This is a genomic window from Janthinobacterium sp. KBS0711, from assembly GCF_000988085.1.
In the GTDB taxonomy this organism is placed as follows: Bacteria; Pseudomonadota; Gammaproteobacteria; order Burkholderiales; family Burkholderiaceae_D; genus Janthinobacterium; species Janthinobacterium lividum_E.
The window spans coordinates 375,395-390,086 of the sequence record NZ_LBCO01000024.1; the positions used below are offsets into that span (position 1 = coordinate 375,395).

At 58.5% G+C, this 14,692-nt stretch carries 15 protein-coding genes and 2 tRNA genes; 9 read left to right on the forward strand and 8 right to left on the reverse strand.

All coding sequences use genetic code 11. The features are described 5' to 3' along the window. The first annotated feature begins 73 nt into the window (after window positions 1–73). Together VM94_RS14300 and VM94_RS14305 are read left to right on the forward strand one after the other, a co-directional pair. A tRNA-Arg gene (locus tag VM94_RS14300) sits at window positions 74–150 on the forward strand. 160 nt (window positions 151–310) lie between these two features. Next, window positions 311–387: transfer RNA gene (locus VM94_RS14305), tRNA-Arg, on the forward strand. Between the two features lie 55 nt (window positions 388–442). Here VM94_RS14305 and VM94_RS14310 read toward each other — a convergent pair. After that, complete coding sequence (locus VM94_RS14310) at window positions 443–1,318, reverse strand: helix-turn-helix domain-containing protein (RefSeq protein WP_046684053.1); 876 nt, start codon at window positions 1,316–1,318, stop codon at window positions 443–445. Window positions 1,319–1,433: 115 nt separating this feature from the next. Here VM94_RS14310 and VM94_RS14315 point away from each other — a divergent pair, with 115 nt between their 5' ends. Further along, on the forward strand, window positions 1,434–2,393 hold the full coding sequence (locus VM94_RS14315; protein WP_046684054.1) for a phytanoyl-CoA dioxygenase family protein: 960 nt from the start codon (window positions 1,434–1,436) through the stop codon (window positions 2,391–2,393). 94 nt (window positions 2,394–2,487) lie between these two features. Then, the gene (locus VM94_RS14320; protein WP_046684055.1) at window positions 2,488–3,633 is read left to right on the forward strand and encodes an alpha-hydroxy acid oxidase; all 1,146 of its coding nucleotides are present in this window, start codon (window positions 2,488–2,490) and stop codon (window positions 3,631–3,633) included. Here VM94_RS14320 and VM94_RS14325 read toward each other — a convergent pair. The 4 genes from VM94_RS14325 to VM94_RS14340 form a co-directional block, all read right to left on the reverse strand. Further along, the gene (locus tag VM94_RS14325; protein ID WP_046684056.1) at window positions 3,630–4,136 is read right to left on the reverse strand and encodes an AAA family ATPase; all 507 of its coding nucleotides are present in this window, start codon (window positions 4,134–4,136) and stop codon (window positions 3,630–3,632) included. The two genes, VM94_RS14320 and VM94_RS14325, sit on opposite strands and share 4 nt — an antisense overlap. 201 nt (window positions 4,137–4,337) lie before the next feature. Then, entirely contained in the window at window positions 4,338–5,135 is a 798-nt protein-coding gene (locus VM94_RS27300; RefSeq protein WP_052755768.1) for a DUF6624 domain-containing protein, read from the reverse strand. A gap of 136 nt (window positions 5,136–5,271) precedes the next feature. After that, window positions 5,272–6,033: a CPBP family intramembrane glutamic endopeptidase gene (locus tag VM94_RS14335; protein ID WP_160309293.1), complete on the reverse strand. Its 762-nt coding sequence runs from the start codon at window positions 6,031–6,033 to the stop codon at window positions 5,272–5,274. Window positions 6,034–6,041: 8 nt separating this feature from the next. Then, window positions 6,042–7,625, reverse strand: a complete 1,584-nt coding sequence (locus VM94_RS14340; protein ID WP_052755769.1) for a sensor domain-containing diguanylate cyclase — start codon at window positions 7,623–7,625, stop codon at window positions 6,042–6,044. A 139-nt stretch (window positions 7,626–7,764) separates the two neighbouring features. Between VM94_RS14340 and VM94_RS14345 the strand changes: the two genes are divergently transcribed. From VM94_RS14345 to VM94_RS14360, 5 genes are all read left to right on the forward strand, one after another. Then, window positions 7,765–8,328: a GNAT family N-acetyltransferase gene (locus VM94_RS14345; RefSeq protein WP_034751971.1), complete on the forward strand. Its 564-nt coding sequence runs from the start codon at window positions 7,765–7,767 to the stop codon at window positions 8,326–8,328. Further along, window positions 8,325–8,672 carry an SMI1/KNR4 family protein gene (locus VM94_RS14350; RefSeq protein WP_046684058.1) on the forward strand — a complete coding sequence of 116 codons (348 nt, stop codon included), beginning with the start codon at window positions 8,325–8,327 and terminating at the stop codon, window positions 8,670–8,672. The genes VM94_RS14345 and VM94_RS14350 overlap by 4 nt, the downstream gene beginning before the upstream one ends. A gap of 15 nt (window positions 8,673–8,687) precedes the next feature. Continuing rightward, the gene (locus VM94_RS14355) at window positions 8,688–9,227 is read left to right on the forward strand and encodes a GNAT family N-acetyltransferase (protein WP_046684059.1); all 540 of its coding nucleotides are present in this window, start codon (window positions 8,688–8,690) and stop codon (window positions 9,225–9,227) included. A 245-nt stretch (window positions 9,228–9,472) separates the two neighbouring features. Beyond that, window positions 9,473–11,353 (forward strand): hypothetical protein, encoded by a 1,881-nt coding sequence (locus VM94_RS28235; RefSeq protein WP_138829147.1) that lies wholly within the window; start codon window positions 9,473–9,475, stop codon window positions 11,351–11,353. 429 nt (window positions 11,354–11,782) lie between these two features. After that, window positions 11,783–12,283, forward strand: a complete 501-nt coding sequence (locus VM94_RS14360) for a DUF1993 family protein (RefSeq protein WP_046684060.1) — start codon at window positions 11,783–11,785, stop codon at window positions 12,281–12,283. 3 nt (window positions 12,284–12,286) lie between these two features. Here VM94_RS14360 and VM94_RS14365 read toward each other — a convergent pair whose 3' ends face one another. The 3 genes from VM94_RS14365 to VM94_RS14375 are packed head-to-tail and all read right to left on the reverse strand — an operon-like array spanning window position 12,287 to window position 14,669. Next, a complete protein-coding gene (locus VM94_RS14365) occupies window positions 12,287–12,742 on the reverse strand; it encodes a hypothetical protein (protein ID WP_138829146.1) in 456 nt (151 codons plus the stop codon). After that, the gene (locus VM94_RS14370) at window positions 12,739–13,710 is read right to left on the reverse strand and encodes a D-2-hydroxyacid dehydrogenase (protein WP_046684062.1); all 972 of its coding nucleotides are present in this window, start codon (window positions 13,708–13,710) and stop codon (window positions 12,739–12,741) included. The genes VM94_RS14365 and VM94_RS14370 overlap by 4 nt, the downstream gene beginning before the upstream one ends. Then, window positions 13,707–14,669 (reverse strand): LysR family transcriptional regulator, encoded by a 963-nt coding sequence (locus VM94_RS14375; RefSeq protein WP_034751962.1) that lies wholly within the window; start codon window positions 14,667–14,669, stop codon window positions 13,707–13,709. The genes VM94_RS14370 and VM94_RS14375 overlap by 4 nt, the downstream gene beginning before the upstream one ends. Between the last annotated feature and the right edge of the window lie 23 nt (window positions 14,670–14,692).

Sequence of the window (14,692 nt, forward strand, 5' to 3'; positions counted from 1 at the left end):
GCCAAGATGAAGTTCGCTTCGTTTTGATGAAAGTTTCAAGCTTCGCGCCGTCCGGCGAAGTGTGTCAGAGTTTGCGGCTGTAGCTCAGCTGGATAGAGTACTTGGCTACGAACCAAGGGGTCGTGGGTTCAATTCCTGCCAGCCGCACCAGTATTAGCAGTAGTGAAAAAACCCGGAAAGTTCGCTTTCCGGGTTTTTTTTCGTCATCACGGTGCCTTGGCAGCGACCACGCTGGCAGCCTGGGCAATTGTGAAATATCCGCACGACGCCCTTTGCCATTCTGCAAAGCCCTGCTATAATCTTGTCTTAGGCGGCTGTAGCTCAGCTGGATAGAGTACTTGGCTACGAACCAAGGGGTCGTGGGTTCAATTCCTGCCAGCCGCACCAGAATATTGGGGGTCAGATTGTAAAATCTGATCCCCTTTTTCGTTTCCGAACGGATTTACGACAGGTCGTTGGCGCCGCGCCGGTATTGCAGGCGAAACGCGCGCGGCGTGACATGTTTGGCGGCACGGAACTGGCGGTTGAAATGTGCGAGGTTGCGGTAGCCCGCCTCTTGCGCGATGACGGCGATGGCCAGATTGCTTTCGATTAGCTGTTGGCAGGCGCGCCCGATGCGCAGCCGCGCCAGATACTCGCCCGGCGTGCAATGCGCGTGGCGCTTGAAACAGCGGTGAAACGCGCCCAGCGACAGGGCGGCCCGCTGCGCCAGTGTTTCCAGTGCGATCTCTTCCCGAAAATGCGCGTGCATGAAGTCAAACACGATTGCCATGCGCTTTTGCTGTCCATCGGCATGCACCGGCGCCTGCGCCGTCGAGGCCAGCGGCCGCGCGGCGCCATCGCCGGCCAGGTCCAGCAGCACGTCGAGCAGCAGCGGCAGGCGCTGCGGCACGGGCAGGGCGTTCAGTTGCAGCAGTTGATGGGCGCAGCGCGCGCTCGCATCCACTGAAAAATGCAGGGCCGGGCCGGCGCGGGCGGCCAGTTGCCGCACGCTGTGCAACTCCGGAAAGCAGGCGGCCAGCTGCTCCACCCACTCGAGCGAAAACCACACGACGACGGCCAGCATGGGTTGCGTGCTGTCGATGCGTTCGCTGGCCGACCACGTGTGCGGCAAATTCGGCCCCAGCAGCACCAGGTCGCCCGGTTCGAAGTCGCCCAGATGGTCGCCGATGTAGCGTTGCCCGCGCGCATTGACCGTCAGGGTCAGTTCGAATTGCGGGTGGTAATGCCAGATGAAGGGAATGGCGTCGAGTTCGCGCCACAGCAAGCCCCAGGAGTGGCCCGTCGGGATCGTGACTTGTTCAAATAAAGGCGTCATCGTGACGTTCTGAGGATATGGATAGTCAGGATAGTATCAGTATTGGTTTCTGCGCACGCATTTTGCGCGGCACCGGCGTAGCACAATCCGTCTCACACCAACACAGGAGACAGCGATGCAAGAAGATCGATACCAATACGGCGAAGACCGTCCCGGCAACCCGTCCGTGGCCTACACGGAACAAACCCAGTTGCGCGACATCCAGAAACAGCTGCCGCTGCGCGTGCTGTCCGACAGCGACTTCTTGCACTGGCAAACCTACGGCTACGTCATCGTCAAGGATGCCGTCTCGCCAGAGCAGGTGCGCCGTACGACAGATTTCCTGTGGGAATTCCAGGGGCTCAACGAGAACGATCCCGCCACCTGGAACCGGGACCAGTTGCGCGACCACGCGATGAAAGAACTCAATGGTTCCGGCATGGTCGAGGCCTACCACAACCAGACCCTGTGGGATAACCGCCAGACCCGGCGCGTCTATGACGCCTTTGTCGACATATGGGATCGCGAGGACCTGTGGGTGACGATCGACCGCGCCAACTTGAACACGCCGAACAATGGCAAGCGCAAGTTTGGCGGCTTCATCCACTGGGATGCCGATACCACGCTCGACCCGCTGCCCGTCAACGTGCAAGGCGTGCTGGCCCTGTCCGATACGTCGCCCGAGAGCGGCGGTTTTCAATGCTATCCGGAACTGTTCAACAACTTGCTGGCGTGGCGCAAGACGGTGCCGGCGGACCGCAACCCGTGGCAGCCGGACCTGGCAACGGTGCCGTACCCGATGGAATTCATCGCCATGAAGAAAGGCGAGTTGTTGATCTTTAACAGCCTGCTGGCGCACGGCATCCGCCCGAACACGTCGACGGACCAGGTGCGCCTGGCGCAATACATTTCCTTTACGCCAGCGCAGGAAGACAATCAGTCCCTGCGCGACTGGCGGGTGCAAAGCTGGCGCGAGCGCAGTGCGCCGCAAGGCTATGCGTTTCCCGGCGACCCCGAGGAAAAGGAAAGCCGGCGCTATCCGCAGGCACAGTTGACTGAACTGGGCGAGAAAATTCTCGGCGCGCGCGACTGGTAAGCGTGGCGCCAGCGTCGCTGGCATTGCCTGGCGGATAGACAATTGCAGGCAAATGCACGATCATGGTTCGACTTGCCATCGACCGAGGAAACGCATGAGTATCATCACCAGCATCGAAGACTTGCGCGTGCTGGCCCAGAAACGGGTGCCGCGCATGTTTTACGACTACGCCGATTCCGGCTCCTGGACGGAATCGACGTACCGCGCCAACAACAGCGATTTCGCCAAGATCAAATTCCGCCAGCGCGTGGCCGTCAACCTGGAAAACCGCAGCCTGGCTTCGACCATGGTGGGCCAGCACGTGGCGATGCCGGTGGCCCTGTCGCCCACGGGCCTGACGGGCATGCAGCATGCGGATGGCGAAATCCTCGCGGCCCAGGCGGCCGAGCGCTTCGGCGTGCCGTTCACCCTGTCGACCATGAGCATCTGCTCGATCGAGGACGTGGCGGCGAACACGACGAAACCGTTCTGGTTCCAGCTGTACGTGATGAAGGACCGCGAATTCATCAACCGCCTGATCGACCGCGCCAAGGCGGCGAAATGCGGCGCGCTCGTGTTGACCCTGGACTTGCAGGTGCTGGGCCAGCGCCACAAGGACTTGCGCAACGGCCTGTCGGCGCCGCCGAAATTGACGATTCCGAATATCCTCAACATGGCCACCAAGCCGCGCTGGGTGGCGGGCATGCTGGGCACGAAACGCCGCGGTTTTGGCAACATTGTCGGCCACGCCACGTCCGTGTCCGACATGTCGTCGTTGTCGGCCTGGACGCAGCAGCAGTTCGACCTCAGCCTGTCGTGGGCGGACGTGGAATGGATCAAGCAGCGCTGGGGCGGCAAACTGATCATCAAAGGTATCATGGACCCGGAAGACGCGCGCCTGGCCGTGGCAAGCGGCGCTGACGCGCTGATCGTTTCGAACCACGGCGGGCGCCAGCTCGATGGCGCGCAATCGTCGATCGAAGCCTTGCCCGCCATCGTCGACGCCGTCGGCAGCCAGATCGAAGTGCACATGGACGGCGGCATCCGCTCGGGCCAGGACGTGATCAAGGCCGTGGCCTTGGGCGCGAAAGGCGTGTACATCGGCCGTCCGTTTTTATACGGCCTGGGCGCCATGGGCGGGCCGGGCGTGACCAAATGCCTGGACATCATCCGCAACGAGCTCGACTTGACGATGGCCTTTTGCGGCTTGCGCGACTTGCAGCAGGTGGATAAAAAGATCCTGCTGCCGGGCACGTTTTAAGCGGCAATCCGCACGATATCAAAGCCTTCCGAAGAGTCGGGCGGCACGAAGTGGCGCGTGATTTCATCAAATTGCGCGTCGCTGGTGGAGAACGGGTGCAGCCCGCTTTCATTGCGCTGGCGCAAGCGCGCCTTGCATTCTTCGTCCGGCACGTCCAGGTAATGCAGTACGTGCGGCGTGCCTGCCTGCTGGAACAGTTCGCGCATCCAGGCGCGGCTGGCCGGCGTATTCGCGGGAAAATCGAGCACGACGGACACGCCCGCCCGCAGCATCTGCAGGGCCAAGGGGGCGATGGCCGCGCGCAGCCGTGCCGCGCACGCCACGTAGTCGGCCAGGCTGGCGATCTGGCCCGGATACAGCTGCGCCAATAAAGTGTCTTCGCTGATGCGCACCGTGTGCGGCGCTTGCGCAAGCCGGCTGGTCAAAGTGGATTTTCCGGAGGCTATCTTGCCACAGACGAGGTGCAGGGTGGGGGAAGCGTTGGTGCTGGAAGTCGGGGTCATGGTCGCTCGCTAAAAAAGAAATGAAGCCTGCGAGACGGTTTGACCAGTGACTGCACATCAAAGCCGCCCCTCAGGCGGCTTTGGCAATCACACTGCTGCTAAGCCACCATCGTTGGAATGGCGGCAATAATGGAGGGCAGGGGAGGGAATGGCGATTGCATGGCGTAACGATGCCATGCGATCGGCAGCCTTGTCAATAGTTCACTCGAAGGCTTGCCTGTATTGCGCATACGGCGCCAATCCCACGCTGGCGCGGCGCTGCTCCAGATGCTGCGGATCGGCGATGGGGAAAGCGACGCTCTTGCCGTCGCTGCCCGTCTGGAACTGGCTGCCGTACAGCTGTGGCAGTTTGTCATTGGTCAAGTCGCGGTCGATCGCCAGTGCCAGCCTGGACGGCGTGATTTCGCCTTGCGCGGCCGCCGCGCGCATCAGCGCCAGGCTGCTTTTGAGGAAGGCGTCCGAGCCGTGCTGGGCGATCAGCCAGGCGCTGGCCGCCGCCTTGTAACCGACCATTGTTTGCGTGGGCCATCCCTTGCTGGCGATGATGTGGCGCAGCCGCGCTTCGTTCCTCGCATCCGTCTCGCGCATGCGCTGCCGTGCCTGCAGGTCGGCACCTGTTGCCGGCCAATCCGTGCGTGCGGCCACGTCTTCCTTTTCCATGGCCAGCAATTCCTGCGCCAGCGCCGGTTCCGGCACCGCCGTCCGATACAGCAGGATATCCGGCGCGCCCGCCGTGGCGGCGTCGTGGATGAGCCTCGGTTCCGCTTCCCATTGCGGCGCCCGCGCGACCAGCGCCAGCAAGGTGCCTTCCGGCACGTCAATGCGGTAACGGCCATTCTCGACCGTGCCATGTATCTGCGGCTCGCCGTGCATGCGCTCGGCAACGATGCTGATGGCTTGCGGCAGCGGCGCGCCGTTGCTGCGGATGGTGCCGCTCAGTTCAAAGGCATCCGCGTGGTTGCTGAAGCAGAGCAGGGTGGCGCAAAGCAGGTGTCGCATGGGAGTCCAATCAGGATAGGTGTGGCGTCAGTTCAATGCGCGTCCATTGCGCCGCCTGCCACAGCGGCGCCGCACCGGGCGCGGCCAGCAGCGGGAATACGTCGTAGTCACGTGAAAAAAACGCCATGCGAATTCCTTATGCTTGCAAGATGGCCGCGCGCTGGCTGGGGCGCAGCAGGTAGACGCCGTACAGGCACAGGGGCAGCACGGCCAGCAGGGCGATGTACGGCAAGATGGACGCGCCGTCTTCGGCCGGGTTGGGCAAGGTGGCCGTCACCAGCGCGTAGTCCCACAGGCCATGCACGAGCACCATCGGCCAGATGGAGCGGGTGCGCAGGCGGATGGCCGCATAGCCGACGCCCTGCAAGGCGGCGGCCACGGCTTGCCACAAGGCGCCGCTGACGTCGTCCGTGGCCAAGCCGTTGGCCGTGTGGGCCAAGCCGAACAGCGCCGAGGAAATCAGCACGGCCGGCCAGACGGCGTAGCGGTCCAGCATGCCCTGCAACAAGATGGCGCGGAACATCAGTTCTTCCGAGATGGCCACCAGCGCCGCATTGCACGCCACGATCAGCAGCACGCGCGGCTGCGGCCAGCCGCCGGCCCAGGCCAGCAACAGCATCAGCAGCGCATACAGCAGGGGAGGGCAGACGAGCCACAGCGATTTCCAGGGCTGCGGCGCACCCAGGCCCGCTCCGCGGGGCCGGCTTGACGCCAGCAGCAGCGCCAGCGCGAACACTGCGGCCAGCGCCCACGACAGGCCGATACGGCCCGTGACGGCTGCGCCCGGCAAGGCGTAGCCGGCGGCTTCCAGCCAGCGGCCGCCCATGCTCAAGCCCAGCCAGACGGCCAGTGCGATGAGGGACAGCGGCATGGTGAGGGCAATTCTTTTTCCGGACATAAGCGGCCTCATGCTATTGGTGCGCCGCCGCTGACGCGGTTGCGGCCCGTGTTTTTCGACTGGTACAGCAAGGCGTCGGCCTCGCGTATCAGCTCGCTGCTGTCCGTGGGGCGGTCTTGGCCGGGCTGGAGCGTGGCCGCGCCCAGGCTGACGGTCACGACTGCGTTCGCGCTGGCCGCGTGGGGAATCTGCAAGCCTTCTACGGCCGCCCGGATGGCTTCGCCAACTTCCAGTGCGCCAGCCGCGCCGGTGCCTGGCATGATGACGGCGAACTCTTCACCGCCATAGCGGGCCGCCAGGTCTTCGGCCCGGCCGACGCTGCGCGTCACGGCGCCAGCAACTGCCTGCAGGCACTCGTCGCCTGCCACGTGGCCATACTGGTCGTTGAATTTCTTGAAGAAATCCACGTCCAGCATGATCAGCGACACTTCATGCCCGCTGCGCTGGGCGCGCTTGAGTTCATGCGCCAAGGTCTCGTCGAAACAGCGGCGGTTGGCCAGCCCCGTCAAGCCATCCTGCGAGGCCCGCGCCGCCAGGTCCGCATTGGCGTGCCGCAGCTCCGTCGTGGCCACGCGCAGGCTGGCTTCGATATGGTCGCGTACGGCAATCTGTCGCATCAGCTTGCGGAACAAGTAGATCAGCGCCGCGCCTGCCGCCAGCGACGCCAGCACGATTTGCATGCTCAAGCGCTGCCATTCGGCGAAAATATCTTCCTCCGATAGCCCCGCCGCGACGATGACGGGAAAGCGCTGCAGGTGGCGATAGCTGTACAGCCGTTCGATTTCATCCACCTTCGCCGTCATCATGGCCGTGCCGACAGGCCCTTTTTCGCGGTAGGCGCGCAGGACTGCACCCGACGAAATATCCATGCCGATGACGCCGGGCTGGAATGGCCGGCGGTAGATCAAGGTGCCGTCGTCGAGGGCAAAGAAGGCCGTGCCCGTATTGCCAAGGTTGAGGCTATCGTAGATGCGTTCGAAGGAGGCGAGCCCGAGGGTGACCAGCACCACGCCCGCAAAGGAACCGTCCGCCAATTCCACCCGGCGCGACACGGGCAAGACCCATTGCCCGCTGGATTTGCTGCGTACGGGCGCGCTGATGCGGCTGCCCAGCTGCGCATGCGTCTTGTGATAAGTAAAGTAGTCGCGGTCCGCATTGTTGCCGTCCTGCCCGGCGCCGGACGAGCTGGCCAGCCAGTCTCCGCGGCTGTCAAAAATGAAGACGCCGGCAATTTCCACGATATTCTTCGACAGCTGCTGCAGATGCGATTGCAGCCGCTCGCCGGTCGCGTCATTATTGCCTTCGTTGCGGATGTGCTCGACGATATCTTCCAGCATCACATCGGCGACTTCCAGCTCCATGTACGCTTGGGTCGCAAGGGTGCGCGCCATGTGTTCCGTCGTCGCCCTCGCCTCGTGCAAGCGCACTTCGCGCGAAGACCAGATGATCCAGATGGTCATGCCAAGCAGCATGGCGCACATGCAAAAGAAGGCGATGCTGGCCCAGATGATCACTGGCCGCTTGTGCTTGCTCAAGACCTCGGGCTGCGCCGGGACGGTGTGGGTAGGTGCTGCTTCTTTTACTGCGTGCATAGGCGGATCATGAAGTTGCATCTATGATATGGTGAAACATTGCCATACTACATTAAAAAGCAAGATCACAAAGTTGCCACATCGTTATAGTTGCATGGAATAATAAGCGTTGCCCCTTTGAACCTTTGATTGGAGTCGCATGGCCTACACGAAAACCATCACCACTGAACGCCTGATCCTTCGCAAGCCGCAACCGTCGGATGAAGCGGACTTCTTCGCCATGCATGCCGATCCCGAAGTGATGCGCTATTTCAGCGAGCCGCCATGGCAGGATGCCAGCATCGCCGCGCGCAAGCTTGCCGAGGACATCGCCGCTTTCGAGAGCGAGGAATTCTTCCGTTTCGCCGTCACGCTGAAGGCGACGGGCGAATATATGGGCAGTTGCAGCCTGTTTTCCGAACACCGCCAGAACCGCCGTGCCGAAATCGGCTATGCGCTGGCGCGACCGCATTGGGGCAAGGGCTATATGCAGGAAGCCTTGTCGGCGCTGCTGGAATACGCGTTCATCGAGCGCGACCTGAACCGCCTGGAAGCCGATATCGATCCGCTCAATACGGCTTCGGCCAGCGCCCTGGAACGCCAGGGTTTCAGCAAGGAAGGTTTCTTGCCCGAACGCTGGATCGTCGGAGGCCACGTCAGCGATACGGCCCTATACGGCTTGCTGCGGCGTACGTGGGAGGCACGGCGCAAAGGCGCCGCGTGAGCCAGCAGGAAACCGAAGCGCTCGAGCGCTGGCTGGGCCGCGCCTTGCCGGCGTACTACCTGCGCTTTCTCCAGGACTGGCAGGAAGGTCTCCGTGGCGAACAGGTATTGCTGTATGGCGCAGAAAGTTTGGTGGAGCGTAACGAAACATATGACACGCTGCAATCCTGCCCCGGCCACATCACCATCGGCGACGACAGCGGCGGGCGCGCCGTCATGCTGGCGCTCGATGATGGCGACCGCGCCGTGTATCTGGTGGGGCATGGATCGATGCAGCGCGACGATTTCGAACTGGCTGCCGATGATTTCATGTCCTGGCTGGCCGCTGATTGCCCGCTGGATTGAGGAGGATGCCAAGCAATGAAAGCTGCCGATTTACCCGTTTCAGCCCATCCACTGGTGACGTTGCGCCAGCTGGAACGCAGTGACGCGCCCGCCTGGTATGCGTACCTGGCCGATCCTGTTGTCGTGGAACACACGAGCTGGGACTTGCGTTGCGCCGACGATCTGCAGGCCAATTTCGATGATTACGCCTCGGCCCAGCCAGCGTCGTCCATCCGCCTGGCCATCGTGCTGCGCGAGGGCGGCCAGCTGGTGGGCACGATCGGCTTCAATGCGATTTCCCCGCAGCACCGCACGGCCGAAATCGCCTACGATCTGTCTCCTGCCGTATGGGGGCAGGGCGTGGCCACGTCCATCGCCGCGTCGGTCATGGACTGGGGCTTCCAGCGCCTGGGCTTCCTGCGCATCCAGGCAACTGTGCTGGAGAGCAATGAACGTTCGATCCGCGTACTCGAGCGCTGCGGTTTCGAGCGCGAAGGCTATCTGCGCTGCTACCGGCAAATTCGCGGTAGGTCCGGCAATTTCTGGCTGTATGCGCGCATTGCTGGCACTCCATGAATCGCTTGCCCTTGAGCATATTGCTGGTAGAAGAGCGTCCTGTTGCGGAGAGAAAGGGAAGCGCAGAATGGTGGCTTGAATCAGTGCCATTTGCCGATGCAATAGTGTTAAAAATACAGCTGCGGAGGAAAGGGAACTAATATCTCACAGCTAATTTTAGATGGGGACTATGCTACAAAAGGTTTCATATGGTAAATTGATATCAGTATGGAATTTAATTTTTACGTTTAAAATTGGGAGATTTTTTGAAACCGCAAATTGAATTTAAGCATGTGCTAGGCGAGTTGTCTGTTAATAGGCATGATCCATGCGAAGTATTACGTGAATTGGTATCTAATTCATATGACGCCAATTCTAGTAAGATTTATTATGCTCCATTAAATACAGAGAGGGGATTTGCATTTCTTGATGATGGGAGTGGTTTGTCTATCTCAAAAAAAATTAATGGAATAACTCCGTGGGAAGCTTTTTTTTCAATTGGTAGGTCGACAAAAAAGAAAGGGAGTGCTATTGGATATAAGTGCCAAGGCACAAAACTTTGCTTTGCTTGCTCAAGAATACTTGTTGCGACCAAGACATCTGCAAAGTCTGATTGGGTATTTAAGATAATTGATAATCCAAGAAGTAATTTGGATGTCAGTTTTGATATTTCACCCGATAAGCAGGAAATGGGTCTGGAAACAATAATAAGAAAGTTTTTGCCCGATCCATCCAGTGATACAGATGCTGCAATTTTGGATTTGGTAGAGTACGCATCAGATTTTAAGACGGGAACTTTAATTTTTATTGATGGGCTTGATACTGAAAATTATGCAAAATATTTTACTTTAAATAAAATCATAGAGGAATCTTACGTATTTAATTACATTCGATTCTTTACTCGGCATGGAGATGTGCGCAGACTTGATAAAATGCATGGTTTTACACAGAATCAAATTACGCAAATTGCCAATAAAATTGGTGAGGCAGAATTGAGCTGCTTTTCAAATAAAAAAAGATCGCTGATTCCACATGGTTTTCCATACTTGGAACGGCCCAATGTTGAAGATGCAAAATCACCAGCTGCGGTTTCTCGCTTGCGCGATGGTCGATTTTTTAGCCGTGCGGCAAAAGCTATTCAAATTGGTGGTAAAACATATTCTTTGATTTTGGCTATTGATGGGAATCGACGTGCGCATGAAGAATATCAAAACCTTGATCGCAAGGGGAAAACTAGATCAGGTGTACGCCTTGGTGACCAACGTGGTTTATTTATATCTGTAAATGGTATTAAAATATGTAAATATCTTGAGCTTCTTGAGAATATTGATGAATATGGCGTACTTGCGGATGCGGAAAGCTCAAGTCATTTCTGTATAATAATTGATGGTGAATTTGATTTGGTAACCAATAGGAATTCACTAAGCAAGAAAGCATTTGACACGTTAACTGATCCCGAGTTTTTGAAGGAGTTCAAGAAGTTTCTTGATGTGCAGAAAAAAACAGATAGTGTGTTTAGTGAATTGATTTCCAGGTTGAAAAAAGAAAGTACGGAAAATAAATTAAATGAACAGATGGAGATATTGGAGACTGCAAGAAATAGGCTCAAGAAAAGAGAGAGATTTAGAATAAACACAACAGGAAAAGAGCATTTATTTTTATCGCCTTTGCCCGGTGAGGAGTATTTGGTCGGTGTGCTTTATGCGACTTTGGCAAATATGTTGCCTCAAAATTCTCCATATAGTGATTACTGGAAAAAAATTGTTACTTTTTCCACTCAAGGCATTGATAGTCTGGGAATTATTGATGAGGCTAGTCCTAATCCATTAAAGGAGTCCAATGTTGTTACTGTTGAATATAAATATGACTTTAATAATTCAGGGCCATTTAATCATGCATTGGCGGTAGTCGATTTTATTGTTGCATGGGATGTTAGTTTAAAAAATGAATGCAAAATATATGATAGTTATACGTGTTTTGGGGATGTGAAGAAATCTGCAAAAAATGACTTTGAGTGGATTATTTCTGATATTGAAAGTGAAGATGGAGCAGTGTATAAAAATACAGTTCGCGTAATTTGCCTGAAGGACCTAATTAAGAAGACGTTTTCTATAAAATTCACAACACCTGACAGTAGGCATAATTAGATTAACTATGTCAAGGGTGGGACTGGTAAGTTTCGCCCTTGTTGAATTTGGTTTTTGTGATATTTACGAAATGAAGTATGTGAATTAATTTCATTATTGGTATATTTATTTTAGTCTTTAAATATATATATATATATATATTTGTTTTGCCATTGTTTCATTGCTAAATGTGAAAATATAAATCGAGATATTCGATTGTTGGGTACTATCTTTGATGCCTTTCGTGAAGTCTTGTTTTTCGATGATTTGTGGGATCACGCCGAGGAAATGTACGTAAAGTGTCAAACGTGGCTTTTGCAAAGAAAATACAAATCATTGAAGAATTTTTAAGCGAATATTAGTGCGAAAATGTCTAAGGCGAATTATTAAGTAGGCCTTTAACGCAAACAAGCCTTTACTACCACCATCTTGAGTCTTGCAAAGGCACGTATGAACAGCCATCCCGTCACCGTATTTTGCCGCTCGCTTGCGCAGCTTTCCGCCATGCTCGACAAGACCGGCACCGCGCCGCAGATGCTGGCGGCGCGCTTGCATCCGGACATGTTGCCGTTTGCCCAGCAGGTGCGCGCGGCTGTGAGCTTTTCCCTGCGCGGCTGCTGCCCGCTGGCGGGGCTGGAGGTGGCCGATTTCAGCGCCGCCGCCAGCCTGCAGGAGCAGATCGCACAGACCACGCGCTACCTCAAGGATATTCCTGCCGAACGTTTTGACGGGCCGCCCGAACGCATCTGCCGCGACCGCGCCGGCTTTGCCGACATCGCGCTGCCGGCCGATGAATTCTTGAACCTGTACATTCTGCCGAATTTCTATTTTCACTTCAGCATGGCGTATGCGATTGCCCGCAGCCAGGGAGCCAGCATCGGCAAGGGCGATTTCGACGGCTATCACGCGTATGCGCCGGGATTTTCCTTCGAGACGCCGGCCGCATCGTAAGAACTACAGTCCCGCTTCCTTCCAGGCGGAAAACCCCAGCCGTTTCAGCAGCCGGCCCGACAGTCCGCAGCTCCAGCAGCTGATCTGGATTTGCCGGTGCCGTGCCGGGTTCGCATGCCAGGCTTGCTCGGCGTAATCGAGCAGGGCGTCGCTGAGCGGGGAGGCGTCGGCTGTCGCAGGCAGGCGGTTCATCAGTTCGAACACGCCGTGTGGGGCCTCCTTGACCTGCAGCAAACCGGCCAGCAGGGCGCGCAGCACGGCGCCGTCGATGGAGCCGCTCGCTTGCGTGTAGCGTTGCTGCCAGCACAGGCTGCGCGCTTGCCACAGGGCCAGCAGTGCGGGCACGTCGGCCACCCGCAGTTGCCCGATCAGCTCGTCCGCTTCGTGAAACAGGTCGAGGCGGTCGTATTCCTCGTCGTCGCCGCACAGCAGTTCATCGAGTTCGTGCAATACGCTCATGCCACCACGTTCGTGGGCGTGCCCCGTTCGAACGCTTCCACGTTGCCGATCAGGATGTCCGCCAGCTTTTGCATGGCTTCGCCACTGGCCCAGGCCGTGTGCGGCGTGAGGATGAAGTTGGGCAGGCGCAAATTCAACAGCGGGTTGTCGGGCAGCGGCGGCTCCTTCGATAACACGTCGAAACCGGCGCCGGCGATCACGCCGTTTTTCAATGCCTGGGCCAGCGCCGCTTCATCGACAAGGCCGCCCCGCGCCGTGTTGATCAACAGCGACGTCGGCTGCATGCGCGCCAGTTCTTGCGCGCCGATGATGTTGCGCGTCTTGTCCGTCAGCGGCAGGTGCAGGCTCAGCACGTCGGACGTGGCCAGCAATTCATCGAAGCTCACTTGCGTCACGCCGTTCTCATCGATGGGGGAGCGGTTGTGGACTTGCACCTGCATGCCGAAGGCGCGCCCCAGCTGCGCCACGGACTTGCCCAGCGCACCGTAGCCGAGCAAACCCAAACGGCTGCCGGCCAGGTCGCGGATCGGGTGGCCGAACAGGCAGAAGCGGTCCGATGCCTGCCACAGGCCCGCTTCCACGTCGGCGCGGTAGGCAAGCAGCTGGCGGCGCAGGGCCAGCATCAGTGCCAAGGTATGTTCCGGCACGGTGGCGCGCGCATAGTCGCGGATATTCGCCACGACGATGCCCCGCTCGCGGCAGGCGGCCAGGTCGAGAATATCCGTGCCGGTAGCGGCCACGGCGATCATTTTCAGGTCCGGCAGCTGTGCCAGCTCGGCCGCGCGCAGCGGCACCTTGTTCGTGATGGCGATGCTGGCGCCTTGCAGGCGATCCACCGTCTGTTCGCTGCCCCTGGTGTGCGCATGCTCTTCCCAGCTGTGCGCGAAGGCGGGCGGGCGCACGGTGGCGATCAGGCTGTCGCGGTCGAGGAAGACGATGCGGTGGGGCGATGTGCTTGCTGCGGTCATGGCTGGGCCTCGGTCAGGGTGGCGCGCGGGCTCGGGCTGGCGTTCTTGCCCTTGAGCTGCGTGGCCGGGTGGTTGGTAAACATGTCGGCGACCCATTCGACAAACACGCGCACCTTGGCGGACAGATGGCGGTTGGGCGGATAGATCACGTGGATGGGCAGCGGGTCGGATTCCCACTCACTGAGCAATTCCACCATTTTGCCCTGTTCTATCAGCGGCGCAAGCATGAAATGCGTCATTTGCACGATGCCCAGGCCGGCCAGGCCCGCGGCCGAGTAGGCATTCGAGTCGTTCAGGGCGATATGGCTGGGCATGGCGATCTGGATGCGTTCGCCGGCGCGCGTGAAATCCCAGTCAAACGTTTTGCCCGTCTTGGCGGAGAAAAAATTCACGCCCCGGTGGCGCGGCAGGTCGTTTGGATGCAGCGGCGTGCCGTGGTGCGCCAGGTAGCCGGGCGAGGCGCACGTCATGAAGTGCAGCACGCCGACCCGGCGCGCGATCAGGTTCAGGTCGCCCAGTTCGCCGCCGCGCACGGCGCAGTCGACGCCTTCCTCGATCAGGTCGACGGGGCGGTCGCTGCAACCGAGTTCCAGCGAGATGTCCGGGTAGCGGGCAAAGAAATCGGGCAGGGCGGGGATGATCAGTTCGCTGGCCAGGGCCGTGGGCGCATCCACGCGCAGCCGTCCGCTGGGGCTCAATCGCGTGCGCGACAGCGACTCCTCGGCCTCGCGCACGTCGGACAGGATGCGCACACAGCGTTCGTAATAGGCGGCCCCGTCGGACGTGATGCTGACGTGGCGCGTGGTGCGGTTGAGCAACTTGACCGACAGGCTCGCTTCCAGCGACTGGATCAGGGTTGACACGGTGGCTTTCGGCAGCTGCATGTTTTCCGCCGCGCGCGTAAAGCCGCCCGCATCGACGACTTGGATGAAAACTTCCATTGCTTGCAGCTTGTTCACTTGAATTCCTGTCACTTTATCCG

What these genes read in the sequence shown, in the direction of transcription:
- VM94_RS14310 (WP_046684053.1), bottom strand. Translation starts at nt 1,318, where the DNA reads ATGACGCCTTTATTTGAACAAGTCACGATCCCGACGGGCCACTCCTGG.
- VM94_RS14315 (WP_046684054.1), top strand. Translation starts at nt 1,434, where the DNA reads ATGCAAGAAGATCGATACCAATACGGCGAAGACCGTCCCGGCAACCCG.
- VM94_RS14320 (WP_046684055.1), top strand. Translation starts at nt 2,488, where the DNA reads ATGAGTATCATCACCAGCATCGAAGACTTGCGCGTGCTGGCCCAGAAA.
- VM94_RS14325 (WP_046684056.1), bottom strand. Translation starts at nt 4,136, where the DNA reads ATGACCCCGACTTCCAGCACCAACGCTTCCCCCACCCTGCACCTCGTC.
- VM94_RS27300 (WP_052755768.1), bottom strand. Translation starts at nt 5,135, where the DNA reads ATGCGACACCTGCTTTGCGCCACCCTGCTCTGCTTCAGCAACCACGCG.
- VM94_RS14335 (WP_160309293.1), bottom strand. Translation starts at nt 6,033, where the DNA reads ATGTCCGGAAAAAGAATTGCCCTCACCATGCCGCTGTCCCTCATCGCA.
- VM94_RS14340 (WP_052755769.1), bottom strand. Translation starts at nt 7,625, where the DNA reads ATGCACGCAGTAAAAGAAGCAGCACCTACCCACACCGTCCCGGCGCAG.
- VM94_RS14345 (WP_034751971.1), top strand. Translation starts at nt 7,765, where the DNA reads ATGGCCTACACGAAAACCATCACCACTGAACGCCTGATCCTTCGCAAG.
- VM94_RS14355 (WP_046684059.1), top strand. Translation starts at nt 8,688, where the DNA reads ATGAAAGCTGCCGATTTACCCGTTTCAGCCCATCCACTGGTGACGTTG.
- VM94_RS14360 (WP_046684060.1), top strand. Translation starts at nt 11,783, where the DNA reads ATGAACAGCCATCCCGTCACCGTATTTTGCCGCTCGCTTGCGCAGCTT.
- VM94_RS14365 (WP_138829146.1), bottom strand. Translation starts at nt 12,742, where the DNA reads ATGAGCGTATTGCACGAACTCGATGAACTGCTGTGCGGCGACGACGAG.
- VM94_RS14370 (WP_046684062.1), bottom strand. Translation starts at nt 13,710, where the DNA reads ATGACCGCAGCAAGCACATCGCCCCACCGCATCGTCTTCCTCGACCGC.